Source organism: Methylobacterium sp. OAE515 (assembly GCF_041806315.1).
GTDB lineage: Bacteria > Pseudomonadota > Alphaproteobacteria > Rhizobiales > Beijerinckiaceae > Methylobacterium > Methylobacterium tardum.
Genome location: NZ_JBGMUV010000001.1, coordinates 1045189 through 1069069 on the forward strand (window position 1 = coordinate 1045189; position 23881 = coordinate 1069069).

Sequence of the window (23881 nt, forward strand, 5' to 3'; positions counted from 1 at the left end):
GCGCTGGCCAGGAACACGACCGAGGAGACGAGCACGGCAACCTCTTCGCGGTGCCGGTGGACGAAAGCGTGATGGAGAGCGAGCATGGTCATCGGATCGCGGGTGATCTGATCAGCCTCGCGCCCAAACCTTGATCATTCGGGGGCAAGCGCCGTCATCCACAGGCGATCGCCGAGCCCTGTCGCATGGCTGCCACCACGGCACGCCGCACAGGCTTCCGGCGCCCTCCGGCATTCAGCCGCGACGCCCGACGCTGGGCCTCGGCGGCCCGGAGATCGTGCACAGCGGGACCTATCGCGCGGCCGGCATCGTCCGGCCGGTCCGCGGACGGCGAGGGCGCCCGGTCGGCGTCAGGCCGCGGGTCGCCCCTTCGGGCGATGCGGGGCTCCGTGCGGCCGCCCCTTTGTTGTCGGCCGCCCCTTGGCCGGCGGTTGCCCCATGGTCGGCGGCCGCCCCCTGATCGTCGGCCGCAGGACGGCCGACACCCTGTGCCCGCGCCTGCTCAACCAGCCACTCGCCGAGTTCGAGGGCCGCTTCCGGTGCGAGGTCGATGGCCACGCCTGCGCCATGGGTTCGCGACCGCAGGCCGATGCCGGCGGATGTCGATACGGCGCGCACGGTGCTCCCGACGCGACCGGTGATCTCCAGAATGCTGTCAGCCATTCCGGAAGGCTAGCGAGGCCGTTTGGGCCTGTCCATTCCGGCTTGGCCATTCCGGCTTGGCCAATCCGGCTCGGCCATGCGCGCTTCGCTCGCGGCGGGCGGCCCCGCCCGACGGGGAAGCGCGGTCAAGCGCGACCGTGTCGGGGCGCGCATGCTTCGCGCCCATAGCTGCGGCCGAGCCTTCGCCCGAACTTCCCGGTAAGGCGGTCGGCCCGCACCCGCCGCCGCCCACGACGGTGACCGATCCGTCGCGTCAGGATGCCGAGACACCGATCATGAACAAGCTCATCGCCCTCACGGTGGCCGCGACCGTGTGTGCCGGTCCCGCCTTCGCGCAGGCCTATCGGCCGGGCCAGGATTGCGGCCAGGATCCCGAGACGACGGGTTCGCTGACCGTCGACCCGCGCAGCCTGCATCTGCCGGGCGAGCGCTCGGACCGGGTCAAGGTCACCCCTCCCGAGGACAGCTGGCAGGAGGAGGCGCGGGAGGAGGCCGAGCGGCACAGACGCGATCTTCTGGCCTGCGGGGTGGATTGAGCTCCGGGTTCGCCAGCCCAGACCCGAGGCGCCGACCGCAAGCCGGCCGATCGGCTCGGCTCCACCAGAGAACCAGCCTGGCGATGATCCGACCGACGGCCCAGGTGCGGAGCTGTATCGTTTCGGACGGTCTGCCGGGTCCGCAGTTGATCGCGGCCGCGCTCCAGTCGGTCGCGCACCGCGCGCAGATGCGGCGCGGCGGTGCGGTTTCCGAACCTTCCGATCCGCGCGCGATTGCGCAAGCGATCGGTAAGCACGGTGATGAATTCTCTGACCGTTCAGGGAACCTGCGTCCGGGTGCTGCTCGGACCCGGGCCAAAATTTAACACTGGCGCCCGATTCTGGTCCCGAGAGGATTTGGGAATGCCAGCTGTCGGAAGGTTCAGGGTCTGCGAGCCGGGCCAGACCCCGCTCGGGGAGGCCCTGGCCGAGGTGATGCTTCTGCCGTCGGTGCTCGCCACGATGCTGCGCAGCCTGATCGAGGCGTGGCCGCAGCAGATCTACACGCAGCCACTGGTGACCACCCGCTTCCTCGGGCGGCGGACCACCTACGTGTGCAGCCCCGGCCAGATCCGCAGCCTGATGGTCGACCAGGCCGACGCCCTGGAGCGCGAGCCGTTCATGCTGCGCGCCCTCGCGCCCGCGCTCGGGGCCGGCGTCCTCACCGCGGATGGCCCACACTGGCGGGAGCAGCGCAGGACCGCGGTCCCGATGTTCCGGCCGGATCGCGTGCGCAGCTTCGTGCCGGCGATGGCCCGGGCCGCCGAGGCGACCCGGGCGCGCTGGCGCGGCGACACGCCGCCCGACGGGACCCGGGACATCCTGCGCGAGATGATGCGCACCACCTTCGACGTGATCGTCGCCACGATGGTGTCGGGCGACGATCGGCTGAAGGTCGAGCCGTTCGGCCGCGCGATGGACGCGTATCTCGGACAGACCAGCTGGAAGATCGCCCTCGAGATGCTGCACGCGCCGGCCTGGGTCCCGCATCCGGGTGCGCGGGCGGGCGCGGCGGCGGCCCGCTACCTGCGCGCCGAAGTCGGCCGGACGATCGCGCGCCGCCGCGCCCGGGCCGAGCCCGGCGCCGACCTTCTCGGCCTCCTGCTCGAGGCACGGGATCCGGAGACCGGACAGCCCCTCGCCGACGCGAGCATCATCGACAACCTCCTGACCTTCGTCGCCGCCGGCCACGAGACCACGGCCCTCGCGCTGGCCTGGACCTTCCGGGTCCTGGCGGAGCACCCGGCGGTCGAGGGGCGCGTCCTCGCCGAGATGGCGGCCCTCGACGCGGACCTCGCCGCCGATCCCGAGGCCGCAGACCGGCTGCCCTACACCCGCCAGGTCCTCCTCGAGGTGATGCGCCTGTATCCGCCGGCCCCGTTGATCGTGCGGCGGGCGAAGGCCCCGGTCCGCCTCGGAGACATGACGGTCCCGGCCGGGCAGTCGATCCACGTCCCCGTCTACGCCCTGCACCGGCACGCGCTGCTGTGGGACAGGCCGGAGCTGTTCGATCCGGACCGCTTCGCCCCCGGCCGGGCCGCGGCGCGCGACCGCTACGCCTACCTGCCGTTCGGGGCCGGCCCGCGGGTCTGCATCGGCATGAGCCTCGCCCTGACGGAATGCCTCGTCATCCTGGCGACGCTGCTGCCCGCCTTCCGCTTCGTGCCCGAGGCGGCCGAGATGCCGCGGGCGCAGTTCCGCGTGACGCTGAGGCCCGAGGGCGGCCTGCGGATGAGGGTCGTGCCGCGCCATGTTGACTGAACGCGCGCCCGGGCCAGACCGCGCGGCCGAAACCGCCCGGGCCGCCGAAACCGCTCAGGCGGCCGGAACGGCTCAGGCGGCCGAGACGGCCGCCGCGCCGGTCGGTACGGCCCGGTCCCTGATCGACCGCATCCGCCGCCTCGACGCTGTCGCGGCCCTGCCGAGCCGCTACCGGCTGCAGGTCCGCGCCGGCCTCCTCGAGGAGACGCTGAAGCTCGCCACCTACTCGGCCGTCACGCACCTGATCATCGCGGCCGCCGTCGCGTATTTCTTCTGGACCTCGGCGCCGCAGGCCTACCTCCTCGGCCTGCTCGCCTGGGTCGCCGTGGTGATCGTCGCGGCGACCTACCTGACGTGGCGCTACCTGCGCACCTATTCCAGCGCCGTCTCGCCGGCCGGGGTCCTGTGGGGCTGCCGGATCTCCGGCGGCTTGGCCCTCGCCCTGGGCCTGGCCTGGGCGACCATGCCGGTGGTGCTGTTCGCCCCCGCCGACGCCGACGAGCGCCTGATCATCGTCGCCACCGCGGCGGGCCTGATCTCGGACGCCTACGTAGTCGGCCCGCTCCTGTCGGTCTCATACCTGTTCGCGATCCCGGTCATCCTCGGGAGCTTCGTCGGGCTGGCGCGGTGCGGGGAGCCGGTCGCGCTCAGCATCGGCTTCCTGCTCGTCGTCTACGCGCTCTTCGTGGTGGTGAGCGTGGGCCGCATGAGCCGCCTGTCGCGCCAGCGCATCCTGGACCGGGTGCGGGTCGAGGAGCAGAGCGAGACGATCGGCCTGCTGCTCAACGAGTTCGAGGCGGGCGCGAGCGACTGGCTCTGGGAGACCGACGCGACCGGACAGTTCCAGCACGTCTCCACCCGGATGGCGGAGGTGCTCGGCTGCCCGGTCGCGGTGCTTCAGCACAGCGCATTCGAGGCCCTGCTCGCCGGCAGAGGCGAGGCGCCCCCCGAGGCCGATCGCAGCGCCGAGCTCCTCGATCACCTCCGGCAGGGCCGCGCCTTCCACGAGCACCTCGTCGCCTTCCCCACGCCGGCCGGCCAGCGCTGGCTGCGGCTGAGCGGCAAGCCGTTCCTCGATCAGCGCGGGAGCCTCGCGGGCTTCCGGGGCGTCGGCTCGGACGTCACGCAGAGCCGCGAGGCGGAGGCGCACATCGCCTATCTGGCGACCCGGGACGCGCTGACCGGCCTGTCCAACCGGGTCATGTTCCACGAGGTCGCCTCCGAGGCCTGCGCGGCGGCCGTCTCGGAGGCGCAGGGCGCGCCGGTCAGCCTGCTCTACCTCGACCTCGACGGCTTCAAGACCGTCAACGACAGCGCGGGCCACGCTACGGGCGACGCCCTGCTGTGCCAAGTCGGCGAGCGCCTGCGCGTCCTGCTCCCGGCCGACGCCCAGGCGTTCCGTCTCGGCGGCGACGAGTTCGCGATCCTGCACCGCGGCCGGGATCCCGTGGCGGCGGAGGCCCTGGCCGAGGCCGCCATCGGCGCCCTGTGCGCGCCCTACCTGATCGACGGCGTCCGGGCGGAGATCGGCGTGAGCATCGGGATCGCGTGCGCGCCCGGGGATGCGGCCGCCCCCGCGGACCTGCTCCGCAAGGCCGACCTCGCGCTCTACAGCGCCAAGGAGGCCGGCAAGGGCCGCTGGCAGCGCTTCGACCGCAACCTGGAGCGCCGCGTCCAGCGCTGGCGCGAGCTCGACGAAGCGATGCGGGCGGGCCTCGAGAACGGCGAGATGGAGCTGCACTATCAGCCGCTGGTGAGCCTGCAGGACGGGCAGGTGGTCGGCTGCGAAGCGCTGCTGCGCTGGACGCGCGCCGGCCACGGCGCCGTCTCGCCTGCCGAGATGATCCCGATCGCCGAGAGCACGGGCTTCGTCATCACGATTGGGCGCTGGGCGCTGCGGCAGGCCTGCGCCGAGGCGCTGACCTGGCCGGCGCAGATGCGCGTGGCCGTCAACATCTCGTCGATCCATTTCCGGCTGCCCGACTTCTTCGCCGACGTCGAGGCCGTGCTGGCCGAGACCGGCCTCGCGCCGGAGCGCCTCGAGATCGAGATCACGGAATCGATCTTCCTCGCCAACACGCCGCACGTGCTCGACAACCTCCGCGCGCTGCGGGCGCTTGGCGTGCGCATCGCCCTCGACGATTTCGGGACGGGCTACTCGTCGCTGAGCTACCTGACGCAGTTTCCGGTCGACAAGATCAAGATCGACCGGGCCTTCGTCCGCGACCTGAGCAGCCGTCCGGAATGCCTGACGGTGATTGAGGCGATCATGGTCATCGCCCGCGACCTGCGCATCGACGTCACGGTGGAGGGCGTCGAGACGGAGCAGCAGGCGGCGCTTCTCCGGTCGCGGCGCTGCAACTCCGCGCAGGGCTTCCTGTACAGCCCGGCCCGTCCGCCCGGCGAGGTGCCGGGCCTGGTCGAGCGCATTCCCCGGTTGGCCCTGCAGGCGGAGCAGGCGGTGCGCGCGGTGGCCTGAGCCGCGGCCGCCTCTGTTCCATGTTGCTGTTCCACGGGGCCGCAAACCCCTGTAGCGGGGTGCGGCCACGCGAACCCGAGGAACCGAGCGCCGCATGCCCAAGGTCGTCATCAGCGAGTTCATGGACGAGGCGGCGATCGCCGCGGATCTCGCGGGCTTCGACACCCTGTACGATCCCGGCCTCGTCGACCGGCCCGACGCCCTCGCGGCGGTCCTGGGCGACGCCGACGCCCTGATCGTGCGCAACCGGACGCAGGTGCGCGGCCCGCTCCTCGCCGCCGCGGCGCGTCTCCGGGTGGTCGGGCGGCTCGGGGTCGGTCTCGACAACATCGATGTCCCGGCCTGCGAGGCGCGTGGCATCGCGGTCTGTCCGGCGACGGGCGCCAATGACGGGGCGGTCGCCGAGTACGTGGTGGCGACCGCGATGCTGCTCCTGCGCGGGGCCTACGGGGCGAGCGCGGCGGTCGCTTCGGGCGCGTGGCCGCGCAATGCCCTGATGGGGCGCGAGATCGCCGGCAAGCGCCTCGGGCTCGTGGGCTTCGGATCGATCGCCCGGGAGACCGCTCGCCGCGCCGCCGCCCTCGGCATGGCGATCGCGGCCCATGACCCGTTCGTCGCGGACGCGGATCCGGCCTGGAGGCCCGCCTACGGTCCGGTGCAGCGGCGGGACCTCGCGACGCTGATCGCGGAGAGCGACGTGCTCTCCCTGCACGTCCCGCTCACCGCGGAGACCCGCGGCCTGATCGACGCGGCCGCCCTCGCGCGGATGCCCGCGGGTGCCGTGCTGATCAACGCGGCCCGGGGCGGCGTCGTCGACGCGGCCGCGGTGGCGGCGGCCCTGCGGTCAGGGCATCTCGGCGGCGCGGCCCTCGACGTGTTCGACCGCGAGCCCCTCGACGCCGCGGCCGGCGCCGCGTTCGCGGGGGTGCCGAACCTGATCCTCACGCCGCACATCGCCGGGGTGACGCAGGAATCGAACGTCCGGGTCTCGGCCGTGATCGCGGCGGCGGTGCGCCGACATCTCACGCAGGGCTGAACGCCCGGGATCTGGGCCTTTCGGCCGGCGCGGGCTATCCATCGGGACCGGCGCTGTGCGACCGCGAATTGCGGGGCCGGCCGGGAGGGAGCAGGGGATGACCGATCCGGCACGACGGGCCTTCCTGAGGAGCGCCGCCCTCGGTGTCCTGGCGGCGGGGAGCGGCCTGCGGCTCGCCCGGGCCGGGGGGGACGCGCACCTGCCCTTCGGCAACGGCGAGCGCCCGCTCGTCGCCTATCCGGGCAAGCGGCCGCTGCTGCAGACCACCGCCCGGCCGCCCCAACTGGAGACGCCGTTCGCGGTCTTCGACGAGGGCGCGATCACCCCGAACGACGCGTTCTTCGTCCGCTACCACCTCGCCGACATTCCCCTGGAGATCGACCCCGAGGCGTTCCGGCTGAACGTCGGCGGCCAAGTGGAGCGCCCCGTCGCGCTGTCGCTCGCGGAGCTGAAGGCGCTGCCGGGCCGGACCGAGATCGTCGCGGTCAACCAGTGCTCGGGCAATTCCCGCGGCTTCTTCGAGCCGCGCATGGCCGGCGGCCAGCTCGCCAACGGCGCCATGGGCTGCGCCCGCTGGACCGGCGTGCCGCTGAAGAGCGTACTCGACAGGGCCGGCGTGAAGGCCGGGGCCGTGCAGGTCGCGTTCAACGGGCTCGACCGCCCGGTCCTGCCGGAAACACCGGACTTCGCCAAGGCGCTGTCTCTCGACCAGGCCGGCGACGGTCAGGTGCTGCTCGCCTGGGGCATGAACGGCGCCGATCTGCCCTGGCTCAATGGCTACCCACTCCGCCTCGTAGTGCCGGGCTATTACGGGACCTACTGGGTCAAGCACCTCGACACTATCACGGTCTTGGACAAGCCGTTCGAGGGCTTCTTCATGAAGACCGCCTACCGCATCCCCGCCAATGCCTGCGCCTGCACGGAGCCCGGCAAGGCCGCCGACAAGACCGTGCCGATCGCGCGCCTCAACGTGCGGTCGTTCCTGACCAACCTGACCGACGGCGCGCGCGTGGCCGCCGGGCCGGTCGCCCTGCGCGGCATCGCCTTCGACGGCGGCTCGGGCATCAAGGAGGTCGCGGTCTCGACCGACGACGGCGCCACCTGGACCCAGGCCGCGCTCGGCCAGGATCTCGGACCCTACGCGTTCCGGCCCTGGTCGCTCACCGCCGCGCTCGCGCCCGGCGCCCACGTGATCCGGGTGCGGGCCACCGCCCAGGACGGCAGCACCCAGCCGATGGCGTCCCGCTGGAACCCGTCCGGCTACATGCGCAACGGCGTCGAGACCACCCGGGTGCAGGCGGCATGACGGCGAACCGGAGGACAGACGGGATGCGTGCGCTTCTGCTCGGCGCGGTGATCGCGGGCCTGACCGCCGGCGCGGCCTGGGCCGCGCCACGGACCTACACGGTTCCGGACCCGACCGCGCAGTTGCGGGCGCCGAAGGACGGCAGCCTGGCCGCGGGCTACGAGGCTGCCCAGGCCAATTGCCAGACCTGCCACTCGGTGGATTACATCGCCACGCAGCCGCCCGGCCGTGGGACGGCGTTCTGGGACGCGGAGGTGGCCAAGATGATCAAGGCCTACCACGCCCCGATCGAGCAGGCCGATGCCGGCGCGATCGCCGCCTACCTGGCGGGGACGTACTGAGCGGGTCGAGCGACGGACGGGACCCGCGTCAGCGCAGCGCGAGCACCTGCGCCGCGTGGGCGGCGACGGATTGCACGGCCGGAAGATCGTAGGCGTAGACGCGGCCGGCCAGGATCGCCAGCGCCAGCGTCCAGAACACCGCACCGCCGACGCGCCGCGCCGTGCGGTCGCCGGCCGTGGTGGCCGGGCAGGCGCGCGCGACGCCGTCGGCAACGGGCTCGCCGAACGGATCGAAGGCCGGCGACTGGATTTCAGAGACGCTGCGCATGATCCGGAATGTCGCGCTCGGCACCCCCGTTCGCAATGGACGCGTCTTTCGTATTTCGCTGCGCGTAGAGATGCTTGTTCTCCGCCCAGACCAGACGGCAAACAGGTTCTTCTCAGGGCGGCGTTTCGATCGTCGGCAGCGGAAGATCCGCCCGACCGGCGCCAGGTCCGGCGGGCGTGTGGTAGGCCATGCGCGCGCGGCGTCCCCGCAGGGGCTCGCGGCTGACCTCGCGCCACGCCGCGGCCGGGGCTCCGGCCGCTCGCCGCGCCGCCTCCGAGACCAGGATCGGGACGCCGTGGAGCTTGGTCGCCTGTTCCAGGCGGGCGGCGACGTTGACGGCGTCGCCCAGCACGGTGAACTCGTAGCGCGCCGCCTCGCCGATGATCCCGCAGAACACCTCGCCGTAATGGACGCCGACGCCGATGCGCACGGCTTCCGTCGGCTCGGCCCGGTCGGTCCAGCGGGCGATCACCGCAACGAGGTCCTGGGCGAAGGCGAGGGCGCGGGCGGCATCGTCGGGGCCAGGATCGGGCAGGCCGAACACCACCAGGGCCCCGTCGCCGATGAACTTGTCGACCACGCCGCCGCGCAGGCGGGCGAGGCGCGTCACCCGCCGCCGGAACGCGGACAGGAACTCGGAGAGCCGGTGCGGATCGAGGCTCTCGGCGAGGGTGGTCGAGCCGCGCAGGTCGACGAACACGATGGCGGCCCGCTGTCGACGGCCGGCCTTCAGGCTGCCGTCGCCGTCGGCGAGCCGCAGGACCAGTTCTTGCGGCAGGAACCGCGACAGCCGGTTGCGCCGGGTCGCCTCCCGCAGGGCCGAGGCGGCGAACAGCACGAACAGGACCGCGAGGCACGCCGCAGGCGGGCAACCCAGATCCGCTGGCCGTGCAGGATCTTGGCACGTCGGCGGGTCTGGATCCCGGGCTCCGCTGTGCGGCCCCGGGATGACGGCGGGACAGCATCGGTCGGGGCTCGCTCCAAAGGTTCGCGTTGCGCCGGCCGCAGAGGGCCGACAGGAGAACGCCCAGGCGTGACGTTCCGAGACGGCCATCTCAGGCCCCACCCGCGCCGTGCAGCCGGACGGATCGTCCGATCCGGGAACCGTCCGCCCGCGCCCGGCAATCCGCGATGGTCGCCCGAGCGGTGTCGATGGCGACCGCGGCAGCCGACATGGTCCGGGTGTCCGGCTCCCGCTCCCGGGCGTAGCGCACCACGTCCATGGCCAGGGCGTCGACTTCGGTGTTCAGCGCCTCGATCGCCGCCGGGTCGCGCAGCGCCCGGGCCTGCCCTGCGATCTCCAGGAGCCGGTCCAGGAGCTCGTCGATGCGCTCGCGGCGAAGGCCGGCGAGGCGCTGCCGGATCCAGGCCAGCACCGAGACGAGGCCGCCCGCCAGGGCGCCGAGCAGGTAGAGCGTGTCGCCGTAGCGCTCGATGAAGCCGTGCTGGTCGCGCTCGTAATAGCCGATCGCGCCGGGATGGATCGGGATCCGGGCGCTCGTGGCCGCCACGGTCGTATCGTAGGCCGGGGCCTGGACGTACTCGGCGGCGTCCGTCGCCAGGGCGGCGGCGCTGCGCTTCTCGAAGAGCTGCTGGGTCACGTCGGCCGCCACGACCCGGCTCAGGGAGGCCCGGGCCATCAGCCGGTACGAGGCGCCCACCGTCTTCACGTCGTCGGCCGGCAGCTTCGGCCGGCCGCCGAACAGGCCGCCCGGAACGGTGACCGCCTGGAGCCGCGGGAAGCGCTCGATGACGGCGCCGTCATCCTCCACGGCGACGAACGCCACCTTGCCGCCGCGGGCGACGCCCTGCACGGCCGAGACCAGGGCCAAGGCCTTCGGCGACGAGGGCGCGATGATGCTGACGAAGGCGTCGATCCGCCGCTTGCGGAAGGCGCCGGCCACCGCCTCCTGGTCGACCGGCACCAGCCGGACCGTCGAATCCCGGGTCGGGCCGGTGGCCTCCTCCAGGGTGAGGCCGTAATAGCCGAGGAGATTCCGGAGCAGCCAGAGATCGGCGTCCCGGTGCGCCGCGATGCCGAGCCGGTTGCCGGCGAGCTTCGGCAAGCGCGTGATCCCGGCCTGCTCGGGCGAGGCGATGATCATCGCCTGGTCGCGCAGGATCGCCAGGGTCAGGCCGTTGGTCGGCAGCAGCACGTCGGGGCGGACCACCGCGAGGTCGGCGCGCTCGTCCTGCAGGGCGGCGGCGCTCTCGCGCACGTCGTCGAAGGACAGGATCCTCAGGCGGACATTCTCGTGGGCGGTATCGAGCGCGTCCGCGTAGGCCTTGATCAGGCCGGGCTCGGTGCCGTCGCGAGGGGCGACCGCGATGGTCAGGACCGTCGCCTGGAGCAGGACCCAGGCCGCGACCCCGCCCGCGCCCAGGAGGGCCGCGCCCGCCAGGAGCAGGATTTCCCGGCGCAGGAGCCAGGCGGGGAGGGTCGCCATCGGCCAGGGCGCTCAGAACAGCGAGATCAGCACGATGCCGCCGACCATCAGGGCGGCGCCGATCAGGCGCGGCGGGCCGGCCTTGACCTGCTTCATGCCGAACCAGCCGAAATGGTCGAGCGCCACCGAGGTCAGGAGGTTGGCGGTGATGAGCAGGCCGTTGAACGCGCCGGCCCCGACCTTGTCGACGAAGAGCAGCCCGGCGAAGACCGCCACCGCCCCGGTGATCCCGGCGAGGGGCATCCACCAGCGGACGCCCGCGATGTCGTCCCGGGTCGGCAGCGGCGAAGGCCGCAGCAGGAACATCAGCGCGAACACGAACACGACCGGCACGAACGACACCGTCGCGGCGAGCCAGGGATTCTCCAGGGCGCCGCGGAGCTGCGCGTTCCAGACCACGCCGATCGCCATCAGGGCGCCGGCCACGAGGATGAACGGGTAGAGCAGCTTGCCCGACATGCCGTGCCCCTCGCCATGCCCCTCACCGCCCGCACTCTTGCCGCCTGAGCGCGCGATGAAGGTGACGCCCACCGCCATCAGCAGGCCGCCGAGCCAGGGCATCGGCTTGAAGCCCGCGGCCTGGAGGCCGAACAGGCCGAGCGCGTCCATGGCCAGGGAGGTGAGGATGTTGGCGGTGAGCGTCAGGCCGTTGAACGGCCCGGCACCGACCTTGTCGATGAAGGCGAGACCGCCGAACACCGCCACCGCGCCGGCGAGGCCCCCCAGCGGCGCGTACCAGGGCATCTTGCTCAAGCTGTCGAGGCTCGGCAGCGGCGTCGGCATCGTGAGGAACAGGGTCGTGAACACGAAGACGATCGGCAGGAACGACACCGTCGCGGCGAGCCACGGATTGACCATGCGGCCGCGCAGCTGCGCGTTCATGGCGTTGCCGATCGCCTGCAGCGCGCCCGCCACCAGGATGAAGGGATAGAGGAGGGCAGCCGTCACGCGCGGACCTTGGGTTTGCGGGAAAAGGGTCAGACGAGGAGCAGGCCGGCGAGCGCCAGCGCGAGGGCCGGCGGCATCACCAGCAGGCCGAGCTTGAGGAAGGTCCAGGCGCCGACATCCTGGCCCTCGCGGCGGATGGCGGTGAGCCAGAGGATCGTCGCGAGCGAGCCCGTCACCGACAGGTTCGGACCGAGGTCGACGCCGATCAGGATCGCGCCCGCCACCTTCTCGGGCACGTGGGCGGTCTGCACGGCGGCGCCCGCGATCAGCCCGGCCGGCAGGTTGTTGACGAGGTTGCACAGCACCGCGACCAGGCCGCCCGCTCCCCAGGCGGTGGCCTCCGGGGCGGCGTGGGCGTAACCCTTGAGGAGGTCCGCCAGCATCGCCAGCACGCCGGTCTTCTCCAGGGCCTCCACCAGGACGAACAGCCCGGCCACCAGCGGCAGCACGCTCCACGACACGTCCTTGGCGACCTCCACGAGGCCGCCGCGCTTGAGCAGCAGCACGACGATCGTGGTGGCGAGCCCGGCCACGAAGGTCGGCAGGCCGAGGTCGAGGCCGAGCGCCGAGGCGCCGATCAGCACGCCGCCGGTCGCCACGATGCCCAAGCCCGCCACGAGGCCGGTGCGGGACAGCGACACGGCCTCGACGTCGGTGGCGACCTGCTGGCCGCGCAGGGTCTTCGCCTGGGTCAGCCGCAGGACCGCGTAGGTCGTCCCGATAGCGAGAACCGAGGGCAGGGCGAACAGGCCGAGCCAGCGCACCAGCGGCGGCATGTGGTCGGCGAAGACCACGAGGTTGGCCGGGTTCGAGATCGGCAGCACGAAGCTCGCCGCGTTGGCGATGAAGGCGCAGATGAACAGGTAGGGGAGGGGGTTCTCCACCTTGGCGGCCTTGGTGGCCGCGTAGACGGCGGGCGTGAGCACCACCGCGCAGGCGTCGTTCGACAGGAACACCGTGACGACCGTGCCGACGAGGTAGACCAGGGTGAACAGCCGCGTCGCCGAGCCCTTGGCGGCCCGGACCGCGATCGAGGCCAGCCAGTCGAACAAGCCCTCCTTCCGGGCGACCTCCGACATCAGCATCATGCCGACGAGGAACAGGTAGACGTCCGTCCCCTTCAGCACGCCGTCCCAGGCGGTGGCGGGGGCGAGCAGGCCGAGGGCGACGAGCGCCCCGGCGCCGAGCACGGCCCAGATCGCCTCCGGCCAGGAGAACGGCCGCACGATGACGCCGAGCGTCGCGAGCGCGGCGATGGCCCAGGTGGCGATATTGGGGGTCAGCGTCAGCGCGCCCATCGGGTCCGGTGATCCTCTGTCGGGTTGGTTGGTGCGGGGGTGTAGCGCGTCTACCAGTCCCGGCCATTGCGGTTCGGGCCGAGCTGGTCGCCGCGCAGGCCCTTCTCGGGCCAAGCGGGCAGGCGGAACGCATCGCTGCCGGGGCGCGCGTGTGGGGGCGGCGGCACGAAGCTTCGGCCCACGGGCTCGATCACCTCGGTATCGGCAGGGCCGGTGCCGTCCGTCACCGTGACGGCGAGGCGGTGCGCGCCCTCCCGCCAGGGGATGCGGGCGTGGACCGTGCGGGGCCCGTCCGGCACCATCGGGTGGGCCGGGCCGCCATCGACGCGCAGATGGCAGCGCCACGCGTCCTGCGGCCTCTCCGACAGCACGAGGGCGCGCACGGTGATCGTGCCGTCGGGGTCGTCGAGGGGGGCGGTGGCGAGGCGCCGGTCGGCCGGGCTCGTGATCATCACGAAGGGCAGCGCCCGATCGAGGGGCTTGAAGCGCCAGCTCGTGACCGGCCCGTCGATCGCCGCGACCGCGTAGCCCACCGAGCCGTCCTCGTTCTGGCCGACCGAGCGGGCCGCCGCGTAGAGGGTGCGGCCATCCGGGGCGAGCTCGTTGTAGTGGGTGTGGCCCATTTCCATGAGGCGCACGCCGTGGTGGCGGATCAGGCCGGCGAGCGCTTCCCGCTCGTCGGGCACGCAGAGGTCGTCCGGATAGGTGTGGGCGAAGACCGCGCAGGGCAGGCCCTCGCGCTCGGCCCGGGCCAGCTCCTCGCCGAGCCAAGCGAGCTGGCAGGGGCCGAGCCGGAAATCGAGGCCGAACCCCTTCTCGCCGTAGCCGGCGCTGATCATGTCGAGGAACAGGCAGCGCACGCCCGCGATGGTCTCGGCGTAGTAGGCTTGGGTGACGGGGGCCGGATCGCGCGGGCGCGGCAGGTCGTGGCGGCGTGCCGCGTGGCCGCCGCCGCGGCGGCTGCCGGCGATCGCCGCGAACAGGGCGTCGAAATCCGTCATCGTGCCGTGCTGGCGGTCGTGGTCGCCGGCGATCAGGCGCACCGGCAGGTCCGGATGCGCGTCGAGGGCCGCGCGCAGTAGCGCGTACTGCTCCGCCCGGCCATCCTCGGCGAGGTCGCCGGGGAGATAAGCGAAGTCGAGCAGGCCCCGGCCGTGCAGGCCCGCCACCTCCGCGAGGATCGCCCGCAGGTCGGCGACGTGGCGGTCATCGGCACCCGCCAAGTGGAGGTCGCCGACATGCGCGAACGCGAAGACGCCGTGGCGGGCCGTCATGGTGCGCCCGCGCGCGCACGCCGCCCGCTCGCTCTGCGGTTCCCTTCAGCCATCGTGCCCCCCGGGACAGACGCGTCCGCCCCGGCCGGGGATCGGCCGCATTGGTCGCGACCGGCCCGACGTTTCGAACGGGGCCGAGTTCCGGCCTGTCGGGGAGGCACGCGGGCGGACGGGCCTAACTTTTCGTGATCGGGGCCGCGCCGGAGGGTCAGCAGCCGGAAGTGTCGGGAAAGCAGACACCTCCTGTCGTCTGGCGCGACAGATCGCGGGATCTTGGGCCGCGCCCGGCCGGATCTTGCCGCGGGCGGCCGGAGACTTCCGGCGGTGCGTCAGTGCACGCGGCGGAACAGGTCCGGCAGGTAGCGCTCCAGGGTCTCGTGTCCCTCGAACTTCACATCCACGGTGGCGGCGTCGCCGCCCTGGCGGTGGATGCCCACGACCCGGCCGCGGGCGTGGCGCCAGATCCCCAGGATCTCGGCGAGGTCGAGCCGCTCGAACACGACCTCGTCGCCCTGCGCCACGCCCAGAGCCGGTCGCTCCCAAGCGTCGCGGGTCTGCCGCGGGGGCGCCCGATCGTCCCGGGAAAGCTCTTCCCTGGGCTCCAGGGTCGAGGAGAAGGTTTCGTTCGCGGAGTGCTCGCGGAAGAGCATGATCTTCACTAAGCTATTGTGAGGACTGAGTAATTGCAGGTCCAAAACGATCCGGCAAGACTTGTTCCGGCGTTTCCGGAGCGCTACCACGTCGCATCCGGCCGCCGCCGCGGCCGCGCGAGTCGCGATCTGGGGACGTGCGATGGGCACCTATCTCCCCGCCCTGGCGGGCGGCCTGCTGATCGGCCTGTCGGCCACGCTGCTGCTCCTGCTGAACGGCCGGATCGCGGGGATCAGCGGGCTCGTCGCCGGAATCGGCCGCCCGGGCGCGCGCCGCTGGACCGACGCCGCGTTCCTGCTCGGCCTCGCCCTCGGGCCGCCGCTCTTCGCTCTGCTCGCCGGCCACTGGCCGCAGATGCGCATCGCGGCCGGTCTGCCGGTCTTGGCGCTGGCCGGCCTGCTGGTCGGCTTCGGCACGCGGCTGGGGTCCGGCTGCACCTCCGGCCACGGCGTCTGCGGCCTCGCGCGCCTGTCGCCGCGCTCGATCGTGGCGGTGCTGGTCTTCCTCGCCACCGGAATGCTGACGGTCGCGGCCGTCCGGGGGCTGGCGTGAGCGCGGCCCTCCGCATCCTCGCGGCCCTGGCGTCCGGGCTGCTCTTCGGCCTTGGCCTCGCGCTCTCGGGGATGCTCGACCCGGCGCGCGTACGCGGCTTCCTCGACGTGGCGGGCGCCTGGGATCCGAGCCTCGTCTTCGTCCTCGGGGGCGCCGTCACGGTCTCGGGTCTGGGCTACCGCCTGAGCCGGCGCCGCGCCCGGCCGGTGCTCGCGACCCGGTTCGACTGGCCGGCCAAGCGCCGGATCGACGCGCCGCTCGTTGCCGGTGCGGCCCTGTTCGGGATCGGCTGGGGGCTCTCGGGCTTCTGCCCCGGCCCGGCCGTCGCGGCGCTCTCCACGGGGGCGAGCCAGGTCCTCGTCTTCGTCGCCGCCATGCTCGCCGGGATGGCCCTCCACGATCTCGGACGCGGGGTCGCGGGGCGCAAGGATGCGCCGCACGGACGCGCCCCGGCCTGAGCCGGACGCCGGAAGCATTCCGATTTCCGATACAGGCCGGCCAGAGATCAAACATCCCATTCGATCGGTATCTTTGGAATGTCGGCGCCGGCGCCCGTGATCTAAACCTCAGCGCTGAAGATCAGCTGAGCGCACCGGCCGCCATCGACTTGAGGAGCGATCCCCGGATGGCGTCCGCCTGCGGGATCGGTGCCGTCCGATCGGTGCGGGCCTCGCGCCCCGTCACGAGACCAGAGTCCTGCCCGATGAAGTTCCTGCCCGTCCTCGCCGCCCTGGGGCTCGCCCTCGGCACAGTCTCCGCCCGGGCCGAGACCCTGAAGATCGGCACCGTCCCCGGCGCCTACAGCGACGCCGCCAACGTGGCGGCCCGGGAGGCCAAGGCCGAGGGGCTCGATGTCCAGGTCATCGAGTTCAGCGACTGGACGACGCCGAACGTTGCGCTGGACGCCGGCGATGTCGACGTGAACTTCTTCCAGCACCGGCCCTTCATGGAGAACGCCGCGAAGCAGAAGGGCTACCAGTTCGCGATCGTCGGCCTCGGGATCCTGCAGAACATCGGCCTGTACTCCCTGAGGCATAAGAGCTTCGACGCGATCCCGGTGGGCGGCTCGGTGGCGATCGCCAACGATCCGGTGAACCAGGGCCGCGCCCTGCTGCTCCTCCAGAAGGCCGGGCTGATCAAGCTTAAGGACGGGGTCGGCTTCCTCGGCACCCTCGACGACATCACCGAGAACCCGAAGAAGCTGAAATTCACCGAGGTCGAGGGGCCGCAGCTCGTGCGGATCACCCGCGACGTCGACCTCGCGCAGGGCTACCCGCACTTCATCGTGGCGTCCGGCAGCTTCGACCCGACCAGCGGCCTGATCTATTCCGGCATCGAGGACAAGCTCTTCGCCGTCAGCTTCGTCACCAAGGCGTCTCGCAAGGACGACCCGGCCATCGCCAAATTCGTCAAGCTGTTCCAGAGCTCGGAAGCCGTGAAGCAGCAGATCCGCAAGTCCTTCGCCAACAGCGACAAGCTGTACGTGCTGGCGTGGCAGAACTGATGGTCGGTCTCGTCTTCGACAGTCTGCGCGATCCGGCCGGACGGGTCGCCCTCGGACCGCGGAACCCGAGCGCCGCCCTGGCTCCCGCAAGCGTGACGCCGCCGCCCGGCCGGGCCGCCGGCACGGTGCGGTTCGAGGCGGTCTCCAAGACCTATCCGTCCGCCGCCGGCCCGGTCCGGGCCCTCGACGGCGTCGACCTCGACATCCCCGCCGGGGCAATCTTCGGCATCATCGGCCGCTCGGGGGCGGGCAAGTCGAGCCTGCTGCGGACCGTCAACCGGCTGGAGATGCCGAGTTCTGGCCGGGTGCTGGTCGACGGCGCGCCGATCGACGCCCTCGATACGAACGGGCTCGTGGCCCTGCGCCGCCGCATCGGCATGATCTTCCAGCACTTCAACCTGCTGGCGGCCAAGACCGTCCGACAGAATGTGGCGCTGCCGCTGGCCGTGGCGGGCATCCCCAAGGCCGATATCGGCCGGCGGGTCGCGGAGGCGCTGCGCCTTGTCGGGCTGGAGGACAAGGCCGACGCCTACCCGTCGCGGCTCTCCGGCGGGCAGAAGCAGCGGGTCGGCATCGCCCGGGCACTGGTGAGCAACCCCGAGATCCTGCTCTGCGACGAGGCGACCTCCGCCCTCGACCCGGAGACGACGCTGGCGATCCTGGATCTGCTGCGCGATATCAACCGGAGGCTGGGGATCACCATCGTGCTGATCACCCACGAGATGAGCGTGATCCGCGAGATCTGCAGCGACGTGGTTGTGCTGGAGGCGGGCCGGGTGGTCGAGACCGGGCCGGTCTGGCGCGTCTTCGGGGCGCCCGAGCACCCCACCACCCGGGCGCTCCTCGAACCGCTGACCCGCGGCCTGCCGGCGGACCTTGCGGCCCGGCTGCAGCCGCACCCGGAGCCCGGCGGGTCGGCGATCCTGCAGGTCACCTATTCCGGGCAGGGCGCGCCCGATCTCTCGGGCCTGGCGGCCGCCGCCGGGGCGCCGGTGCGGCTCCTCCAGGCCGGCATCGAGCGGATCCAGGGCCACGCGGTCGGCCGGATCCTGGTCGCCGTCGCAAGCGAGGATCCGGGCGTGGAGGGCCGGCTGCGGGCACTCGGCGGGAGCGTCGAGCGGCTGGGCTACGCCGGCTCGGACTTCGAAGCGGAGTGAGTCCGCGACAGCGGCCGCCCGATAACCGTCTCGACCCGGAGCCTCGCCATGACCCCGCAGATGATCGACCGCCTCTGGCAGGCCTTCCTGGACACGCTGTTCATGGTCGGGGTCTCGGCCGGGATCGCGGTGCTGGTCGGCATCCCGCTGGCGCTGTTCCTCGTCACCTCCGGCCCTGAGGGCATCTTCCCGGCGCCGCGGGCCAACCGGGTGGTCGGGACCCTGGTCAACGGCTTCCGGGCGGTGCCGTTCATCGTGCTGCTGGTGGCGCTGATCCCGTTCACCCGGCTGGTGGCCGGCACCACGATCGGCGTCTGGGCGGCGATCGTGCCGCTCTCGGTGAGCGCCACCCCGTTCTTCGCCCGGATCGCCGAGGTGTCGCTGCGCGAGGTCGATGCCGGCCTGATCGAGGCGGCCCAGTCCATCGGCTGCCGGCGCCGGCACATCCTCGCCCACGTGCTCCTGCCCGAGGCGCTGCCCGGCATCGTCGGCGGCTTCACCATCACGGTGGTGTCGATGATCGGCGCCTCCGCGATGGCCGGGGCGGTGGGCGCGGGCGGGCTCGGCGACGTCGCCATCCGGTACGGCTACCAGCGCTTCGACACCACCGTGATGAGCGTCGTGATCGCGATCCTGATCGCCCTCGTCTGCCTCGTGCAGCTCGTGGGCGACACTGCGGTGCGGCGCCTCCGGGCCCGCTGACGGACTCGGTTCGAGGCGCTCCGGCCATGATTCTGCATCTGGACGATCCCGCCCCCGAAGCCGCGGTGGACCGGCTTCCGCCGCCTTCGCCCCCGCACCGGATCCGCTCCGACGCCGAGGCGCTCGCGGCTGCCCGCGCGGTGGCCCGGATCTTCGCCGCGGGCGCGGCGGAGCGCGACCGCGACCGGCGCCTGCCCTGGGCGGAGATCGCGGCGTTCACGGAGAGCGGGCTCGGCGGAATCACGGTGCCGCGGGCCCATGGCGGGGCGGAGGTCTCGTACGCGACGCTCGCCGAGGTGTTCGCGATCCTCGCCGAGGCCGACGGCTCGGCGGCGCAGATCCCCCAGAACCAGTTCGGCGTGCTGGCCCTGGTCGCGTTCGCCGCAAGTCCCGACCAGAAGGCGCGGATCTTTCGCGACGTGCTCGCCGGCTACCGGATCGGCAATGCCGGACCCGCCCGCAACGGCAAGGCGATCACCCATGTGGAGACGCGCCTGACCGCCGGGCCGGAGGGGCCGCGCCTGACCGGCACGCGCTTCTACTCGACCGGCGCGCTCTTCGCCCATTGGATCCCGACCCGCGCGGTCGATCCCGCCGGCCGGCCGCTCGTGGTCTTCGTCCGCCGGGATGCCCCCGGGGTGCGGGTCGTGGACGATTGGCAGGGCTTCGGCCAGCGCACCACGGCGAGCGGCACGGTGGTGTTCGAGGATGCGCCCGTCGAGGCGGATCTCACCCTGGACCTCGCGCCGCTGGCCGACCGGCCGGGCCTGTTCGGTCCGGTCTCGCAGCTGATCCAGGCGGCGATCGATGCCGGCCTCGCCCGGGGCGCGGTCGCCGCCGCCCTCGCATTCCTGCGCACCCGGACGCGGCCTTATCCGTTCACCGCCGAGACCGTCGCGGAGGATCCCCACATCCTCGGCGAGATCGGCCGGCTGACGGTCGACCTGCACGCCGCCGAGGAGGTTCTGGCCCGCGCCGGACGGAGTCTGGACCGGATCGCCGCCGCGCCCGTCACCGCGCAGAGCTCGGCCGAGGCCTCCGTGGCGGTGGCGCAGGCCAAGATCCTCACCACCGAGGTGGCCCTGGAGGCCTCCGAGCGGCTCCTCGAGCTCGCCGGCGCCTCGGCGACCCGCGAGGCCGACAATCTGGGCCGGTTCTGGCGCGACGCCCGGGTCCATACCCTCCACGATCCCGTCCGCTGGAAATATCACCTCCTCGGCAACTACGCCCTGAACGGCGTGCTGCCGGCCCGGCACCAGTGGAACTGAGGACCGGGCCATGCCGCTCCAGCCGCACGAGACCGCGTTCACGCGGACGCCCGCGCCGCCGCGCCCGGTACCGGTGATCGCCGACGCCGCGTCGGCGCTGGCGATCGCCGACACGCTGGCCTCCGACTTCGCCGAGGCCGCCGTCGAACGCGACCGCGAGCGCCGCCTGCCCTTCGCCGAGATCGAGCGCTTCACCGAATCCGGCCTCTGGGCGATCTCGGTGCCGACGGAATACGGCGGCCCCGGCCTCGACAGCGCCACGGTCGCCCAGGTGATCGCCCGGATCTCCGCGGCGGACGGGTCGCTCGGCCAGATCCCGCAGAACCACTTCTACGCCCTGGAGGTGCTCCGCAACGGCGGCACCGAGGCCCAGAAGCGCGCCCTCTACGGCCGCGTCCTGGCGGGCGAGCGCTTCGGCAACGCGCTCGCCGAGATCGGTTCGCGCGACCACACCCGCCGCACGCGGCTCGTGCGCGATCCCGCGGGCTGGACTGTCGACGGCCGCAAATTCTATTGCACCGGCTCGCTCTACGCCCACCGTATCCCGACCCTGGTCAACGTCGAGGAGGCGGGGCGGGAGGTCACCTACCTGGTCTTCATCCCCCGGGACGCGCCCGGCGTGACCCTGGTCGACGATTGGGACGGGTTCGGCCAGCGCGTCACCGGCTCGGGCTCGATCCTGTTCGAGCGGGTCGCCGTGGAGCCCGACTGGGTGGTGCCGTTCCAGGCCTCGCTGGAGCGGCCGACCGCCATCGGTCCCTTCGCGCAGATCCTGCATGCCGGGATCGATCTCGGCATCGGCGCGGGCGCCTTCTCGGCGACGCTGCCCTTCGTGCGCGACCGCGCCCGGCCGTGGATCGATTCCGGGGTCACGCGGGCGAGCGAGGATCCCCTGACCCTGCACGCGCTCGGCGACGTCCAGGTGCGCCTCGCGGCGGCCGACGCCCTGCTGGCGCGGGCCGGCCGCTTCGTCGACGCCGCGCAGGAAGCCCCCGACGCCGAGCGCGTCGCGGCGGCCTCCGTGGCGGTGGCGGAGGCCCGGGCCGCGAGCCACCGGGCCGGGCTTCTCGCCGCCAACAAGCTCCTCGAACTCGGCGGCACCTCCGCCACCGACCGGGCCGAGGCGCTCGACCGCTACTGGCGCAACGTCCGCACCCACACCCTGCACGATCCGGTGCGCTGGAAGTACCACTGGATCGGCGCCTACCACCTCGACGGCCGGCATCCGCCCCGGCACGGAGCGCTCTGATGGCCCTCGCAAAGAAGCAGATCCTGTTGAACGCCTTCAACATGACCTGCGTGGGCCACATCAACCACGGGCTTTGGACCCACCCGCGCGACCGCTCGGCCGCGTACAACACGCTGTCCTACTGGACCGAGCAGGCGAAGCTCCTGGAGCGCGGCCTGTTCGACGGCCTGTTCATCGCCGACATCATCGGCGTCTACGACATCTACGGCGGCGGCATCGACGTCACCGCCCGGGAGGCCGTGCAGCTCCCGGTCAACGACCCGACCGTGATGATCTCCGCCATGGCGGCGGTGACCGAGCATCTCGGCTTCGGGGTGACGATCAACGTCCACCAGGAGGCGCCCTACACCTTCGCCCGGCGCCTCTCGACCCTCGACCACCTGACCGGCGGCCGGATCGGCTGGAACATCGTCACCGGCTATCTCGACAGCGCCCATCGCGGCCAGAGCGGCGGCACGTTGCCGGCGCACGACCGGCGCTACGACTACGCCGACGAGTATCTGGAGGTGCTGTACCGGCTCTGGGAGGGCAGCTGGGACGACGCGGCCGTACGCCGGGACCGGGCGGCCCGGGTGTTCAGCGATCCCGCCCATATCCGCAAGGTCTCCCACCGGGGCGAGTTCTTCTCGGTCGAGGGCTACCACCTGTCGGAGCCGTCGCCCCAGCGCACGCCGGTCCTCTACCAGGCCGGCGCCTCGGGCCGCGGCCGGGCCTTCGCGGGGCGTCACGCCGAATGCGTGTTCATCTCGGCCCGCGACCCGGCCACCGCCCGCGACTCCGTTCGCGCCATCCGGGCCGAGGCGGTCGCCGCCGGCCGGAATCCCGACGACGTGAAGGTGTTCGTCGGCCTCGCGGTCATCCCCGGACGGACGCGGGCGGAGGCCGAGGCGAAGCGGGATGAATACCTGTCCTACGCGAGCCCGGAGGCGGGGCTCGCGCATTTCTCCGCCTCCACGGGGATCGACTTCGCCCGCTACGGCCTCGATGAGCCGATCCCCTACGCGCCGGGCAACGCCATCCAGTCGGCTACCGCGGCGGCGGCCAGGCGCGGCCTGACCAAGCGCGACCTCCTGGCCGAGCTGCAGCTCGGCAGCCGCTACGCGGTGCTCACCGGCGACGCCGTGACGATCGCCGACGAACTCCAGGCCTGGATCGAAGAGGGCGAGGTCGACGGCTTCAATCTCAGCCGGATCGTCGTGCCGGAAAGCTTCTCGGATTTCATCGACATCGTGATTCCGGAGCTGCAGGACCGCGGCCTCTACAAGACCGCCTATGCCGAAGGCGCGCTGCGGGCGAAGCTGTTCGGCGCGGGCGACCGGCTGCCCGCGCGCCACCCCGCGGACGCCTTCCGCCCCGGGGTGGTTCAGCGGGACTGAGCCTCGCCGCTCTCGGAGCCGAACCACCGGCCGTAGATTTCGTCGTAGCGGCCATCCTCCCGCAGGGCGAGGAGGGCCCGGTTCACGCGCTTGCGGCGCGGGTCGTTGGCCGCGAACAGGATGCCGTAGGCCTGCCGGTTGAAGGCCGGTCCGATCAGGCGCACCGGCGCGTGGTCGGCCTGCGTCGCGTAATAGGCCAGCGCCGGGGCATCGTAGACCACTGCGGCGACGGTCCCGGCCTCCAGCGCCGCGCAGGCCTCCTCCAGGCTCGCGAAGGCCACCGGCGTGGCGAAGTGGTCCGCCAGATAGGCGACCGACGTGGTGTCGGCGACGGTGCCCACCCGCTTGCCCGGCAGGTCCTGCGGCCCGTTGATGGCGCCGCGCAGGCGCTCCACCGTCGCGGTGCTGGTCAGGCCGGCCGTGAACCACGCCACCAGGGCGATGCAGGCGAACAGCCAGAGGACGGTGATCGCCCGCGCCGCGGGACTGCGGGGCATCTCCTCCGCCTGTGCGCCGAGGCTGCTCAGGGCCCACCACAGCGTGTAGGCGAAGCCGCGCCCAGGCGGCGCCTGCGCCACCATGCCCGCCGGATGGCGCCGCTCCAGCCACCAGACCAGGGCGGCCACCGCGAGGATGAGCGCGCCGATCCCCAGGACGACCTGGAGGAAGGCGGCGTCGCCCAGGAGCGCCCAGAGGGCCCGCCCCGTGGCCGATCCCGTGGAATCCGGGGCCGCCCGGACGGCGATCCGCAGGCCGATCTCCAGCATGGTCACCGAGAAGTCGAACCGCTGCTCGCGCTCTGCGGTGATCGAGACGGCCGCGATCGCCACGTCCGCCCGGCCTGCCGACAGGGCGTCGAACAGCGCGGGCAGGTTGTCGACGCGCCGGTACTCCGTCCGGACCCCCAGATCCTTGGCGATCGCGTTCCAGAGATCGATGCTGAACCCGCGCAGCCGGCCGCCCTCGTCCATGACCAGCGGCGGGACCGAATGGGTCGCGACCCCGCCACGTCTCGGGGCTCCCGGTTCGGAGGGCGAGGGGTGCTTCGCGCGGCGTCTCCCCGGG

At 72.6% G+C, this 23881-nt stretch carries 23 protein-coding genes; 14 read left to right on the top strand and 9 right to left on the bottom strand.

What is annotated here, in order from left to right; translation table 11 throughout:
• Positions 1 to 291 precede the first annotated feature (291 nt).
• Positions 292 to 663, bottom strand: a complete 372-nt coding sequence (locus ABIE45_RS05090; protein ID WP_192709687.1) for a hypothetical protein — start codon at positions 661 to 663, stop codon at positions 292 to 294.
• Positions 664 to 938: 275 nt separating this feature from the next.
• Here ABIE45_RS05090 and ABIE45_RS05095 point away from each other — a divergent pair, with 275 nt between their 5' ends.
• The 6 genes from ABIE45_RS05095 to ABIE45_RS05120 all read left to right on the top strand — a co-directional run bounded on the left by ABIE45_RS05095 (position 939) and on the right by ABIE45_RS05120 (position 8122).
• Positions 939 to 1199: a hypothetical protein gene (locus ABIE45_RS05095; RefSeq protein ID WP_192709686.1), complete on the top strand. Its 261-nt coding sequence runs from the start codon at positions 939 to 941 to the stop codon at positions 1197 to 1199.
• 363 nt (positions 1200 to 1562) lie between these two features.
• Complete coding sequence (locus ABIE45_RS05100) at positions 1563 to 2960, top strand: cytochrome P450 (RefSeq protein ID WP_192709685.1); 1398 nt, start codon at positions 1563 to 1565, stop codon at positions 2958 to 2960.
• A complete protein-coding gene (locus ABIE45_RS05105; protein WP_192709684.1) occupies positions 2950 to 5439 on the top strand; it encodes an EAL domain-containing protein in 2490 nt (829 codons plus the stop codon). The genes ABIE45_RS05100 and ABIE45_RS05105 overlap by 11 nt, the downstream gene beginning before the upstream one ends.
• Positions 5440 to 5533: 94 nt before the next feature.
• Positions 5534 to 6475 (top strand): NAD(P)-dependent oxidoreductase, encoded by a 942-nt coding sequence (locus ABIE45_RS05110; protein WP_192709683.1) that lies wholly within the window; start codon positions 5534 to 5536, stop codon positions 6473 to 6475.
• Positions 6476 to 6572: 97 nt separating this feature from the next.
• The gene (locus ABIE45_RS05115) at positions 6573 to 7781 is read left to right on the top strand and encodes a molybdopterin-dependent oxidoreductase (RefSeq protein ID WP_192709682.1); all 1209 of its coding nucleotides are present in this window, start codon (positions 6573 to 6575) and stop codon (positions 7779 to 7781) included.
• 23 nt (positions 7782 to 7804) lie between these two features.
• Positions 7805 to 8122 carry a cytochrome c gene (locus tag ABIE45_RS05120; RefSeq protein WP_192709681.1) on the top strand — a complete coding sequence of 106 codons (318 nt, stop codon included), beginning with the start codon at positions 7805 to 7807 and terminating at the stop codon, positions 8120 to 8122.
• Between the two features lie 28 nt (positions 8123 to 8150).
• On the opposite strand, the gene ABIE45_RS05125 is transcribed toward ABIE45_RS05120, so the two are convergent.
• The 7 genes from ABIE45_RS05125 to ABIE45_RS05155 form a co-directional block, all read right to left on the bottom strand.
• Complete coding sequence (locus ABIE45_RS05125) at positions 8151 to 8390, bottom strand: hypothetical protein (protein WP_192709680.1); 240 nt, start codon at positions 8388 to 8390, stop codon at positions 8151 to 8153.
• A 112-nt stretch (positions 8391 to 8502) separates the two neighbouring features.
• Entirely contained in the window at positions 8503 to 9228 is a 726-nt protein-coding gene (locus ABIE45_RS05130; protein ID WP_373622178.1) for an adenylate/guanylate cyclase domain-containing protein, read from the bottom strand.
• A gap of 217 nt (positions 9229 to 9445) precedes the next feature.
• The gene (locus ABIE45_RS05135; protein ID WP_192709679.1) at positions 9446 to 10837 is read right to left on the bottom strand and encodes a TAXI family TRAP transporter solute-binding subunit; all 1392 of its coding nucleotides are present in this window, start codon (positions 10835 to 10837) and stop codon (positions 9446 to 9448) included.
• Positions 10838 to 10849: 12 nt separating this feature from the next.
• The gene (locus tag ABIE45_RS05140; protein ID WP_192709678.1) at positions 10850 to 11785 is read right to left on the bottom strand and encodes a DMT family transporter; all 936 of its coding nucleotides are present in this window, start codon (positions 11783 to 11785) and stop codon (positions 10850 to 10852) included.
• Between the two features lie 29 nt (positions 11786 to 11814).
• Complete coding sequence (locus tag ABIE45_RS05145; RefSeq protein WP_192709677.1) at positions 11815 to 13083, bottom strand: arsenic transporter; 1269 nt, start codon at positions 13081 to 13083, stop codon at positions 11815 to 11817.
• 50 nt (positions 13084 to 13133) lie between these two features.
• On the bottom strand, positions 13134 to 14357 hold the full coding sequence (locus ABIE45_RS05150) for a metallophosphoesterase (protein ID WP_192709676.1): 1224 nt from the start codon (positions 14355 to 14357) through the stop codon (positions 13134 to 13136).
• 329 nt (positions 14358 to 14686) lie between these two features.
• A complete protein-coding gene (locus ABIE45_RS05155; protein ID WP_192709786.1) occupies positions 14687 to 14878 on the bottom strand; it encodes a hypothetical protein in 192 nt (63 codons plus the stop codon).
• A 190-nt stretch (positions 14879 to 15068) separates the two neighbouring features.
• On the opposite strand from ABIE45_RS05155, the gene ABIE45_RS05160 reads away from it, so the two are divergent.
• The 8 genes from ABIE45_RS05160 (at position 15069) to ABIE45_RS05195 (ending at position 22816) form a co-directional block, all read left to right on the top strand.
• Positions 15069 to 15560, top strand: a complete 492-nt coding sequence (locus ABIE45_RS05160; protein WP_373622179.1) for a YeeE/YedE family protein — start codon at positions 15069 to 15071, stop codon at positions 15558 to 15560.
• Positions 15557 to 16018 (top strand): YeeE/YedE family protein, encoded by a 462-nt coding sequence (locus tag ABIE45_RS05165; protein WP_192709674.1) that lies wholly within the window; start codon positions 15557 to 15559, stop codon positions 16016 to 16018. Before ABIE45_RS05160 ends, ABIE45_RS05165 begins: the two co-directional genes overlap by 4 nt.
• Positions 16019 to 16263: 245 nt before the next feature.
• Positions 16264 to 17064 (top strand): MetQ/NlpA family ABC transporter substrate-binding protein, encoded by an 801-nt coding sequence (locus ABIE45_RS05170; RefSeq protein ID WP_192709673.1) that lies wholly within the window; start codon positions 16264 to 16266, stop codon positions 17062 to 17064.
• Entirely contained in the window at positions 17064 to 18221 is a 1158-nt protein-coding gene (locus ABIE45_RS05175; RefSeq protein ID WP_192709785.1) for an ATP-binding cassette domain-containing protein, read from the top strand. The genes ABIE45_RS05170 and ABIE45_RS05175 overlap by 1 nt, the downstream gene beginning before the upstream one ends.
• Positions 18222 to 18269: 48 nt before the next feature.
• Positions 18270 to 18923 (top strand): methionine ABC transporter permease, encoded by a 654-nt coding sequence (locus tag ABIE45_RS05180; RefSeq protein ID WP_192709672.1) that lies wholly within the window; start codon positions 18270 to 18272, stop codon positions 18921 to 18923.
• Positions 18924 to 18949: 26 nt separating this feature from the next.
• The gene (locus ABIE45_RS05185; protein ID WP_192709671.1) at positions 18950 to 20191 is read left to right on the top strand and encodes an SfnB family sulfur acquisition oxidoreductase; all 1242 of its coding nucleotides are present in this window, start codon (positions 18950 to 18952) and stop codon (positions 20189 to 20191) included.
• Between the two features lie 10 nt (positions 20192 to 20201).
• Positions 20202 to 21440: an SfnB family sulfur acquisition oxidoreductase gene (locus tag ABIE45_RS05190; RefSeq protein ID WP_192709670.1), complete on the top strand. Its 1239-nt coding sequence runs from the start codon at positions 20202 to 20204 to the stop codon at positions 21438 to 21440.
• Entirely contained in the window at positions 21440 to 22816 is a 1377-nt protein-coding gene (locus tag ABIE45_RS05195; RefSeq protein WP_192709669.1) for an LLM class flavin-dependent oxidoreductase, read from the top strand. The genes ABIE45_RS05190 and ABIE45_RS05195 overlap by 1 nt, the downstream gene beginning before the upstream one ends.
• On the opposite strand, the gene ABIE45_RS05200 is transcribed toward ABIE45_RS05195, so the two are convergent.
• Positions 22804 to 23787, bottom strand: a complete 984-nt coding sequence (locus ABIE45_RS05200; protein ID WP_373622180.1) for a transporter substrate-binding domain-containing protein — start codon at positions 23785 to 23787, stop codon at positions 22804 to 22806. The genes ABIE45_RS05195 and ABIE45_RS05200 overlap by 13 nt on opposite strands.
• Between the last annotated feature and the right edge of the window lie 94 nt (positions 23788 to 23881).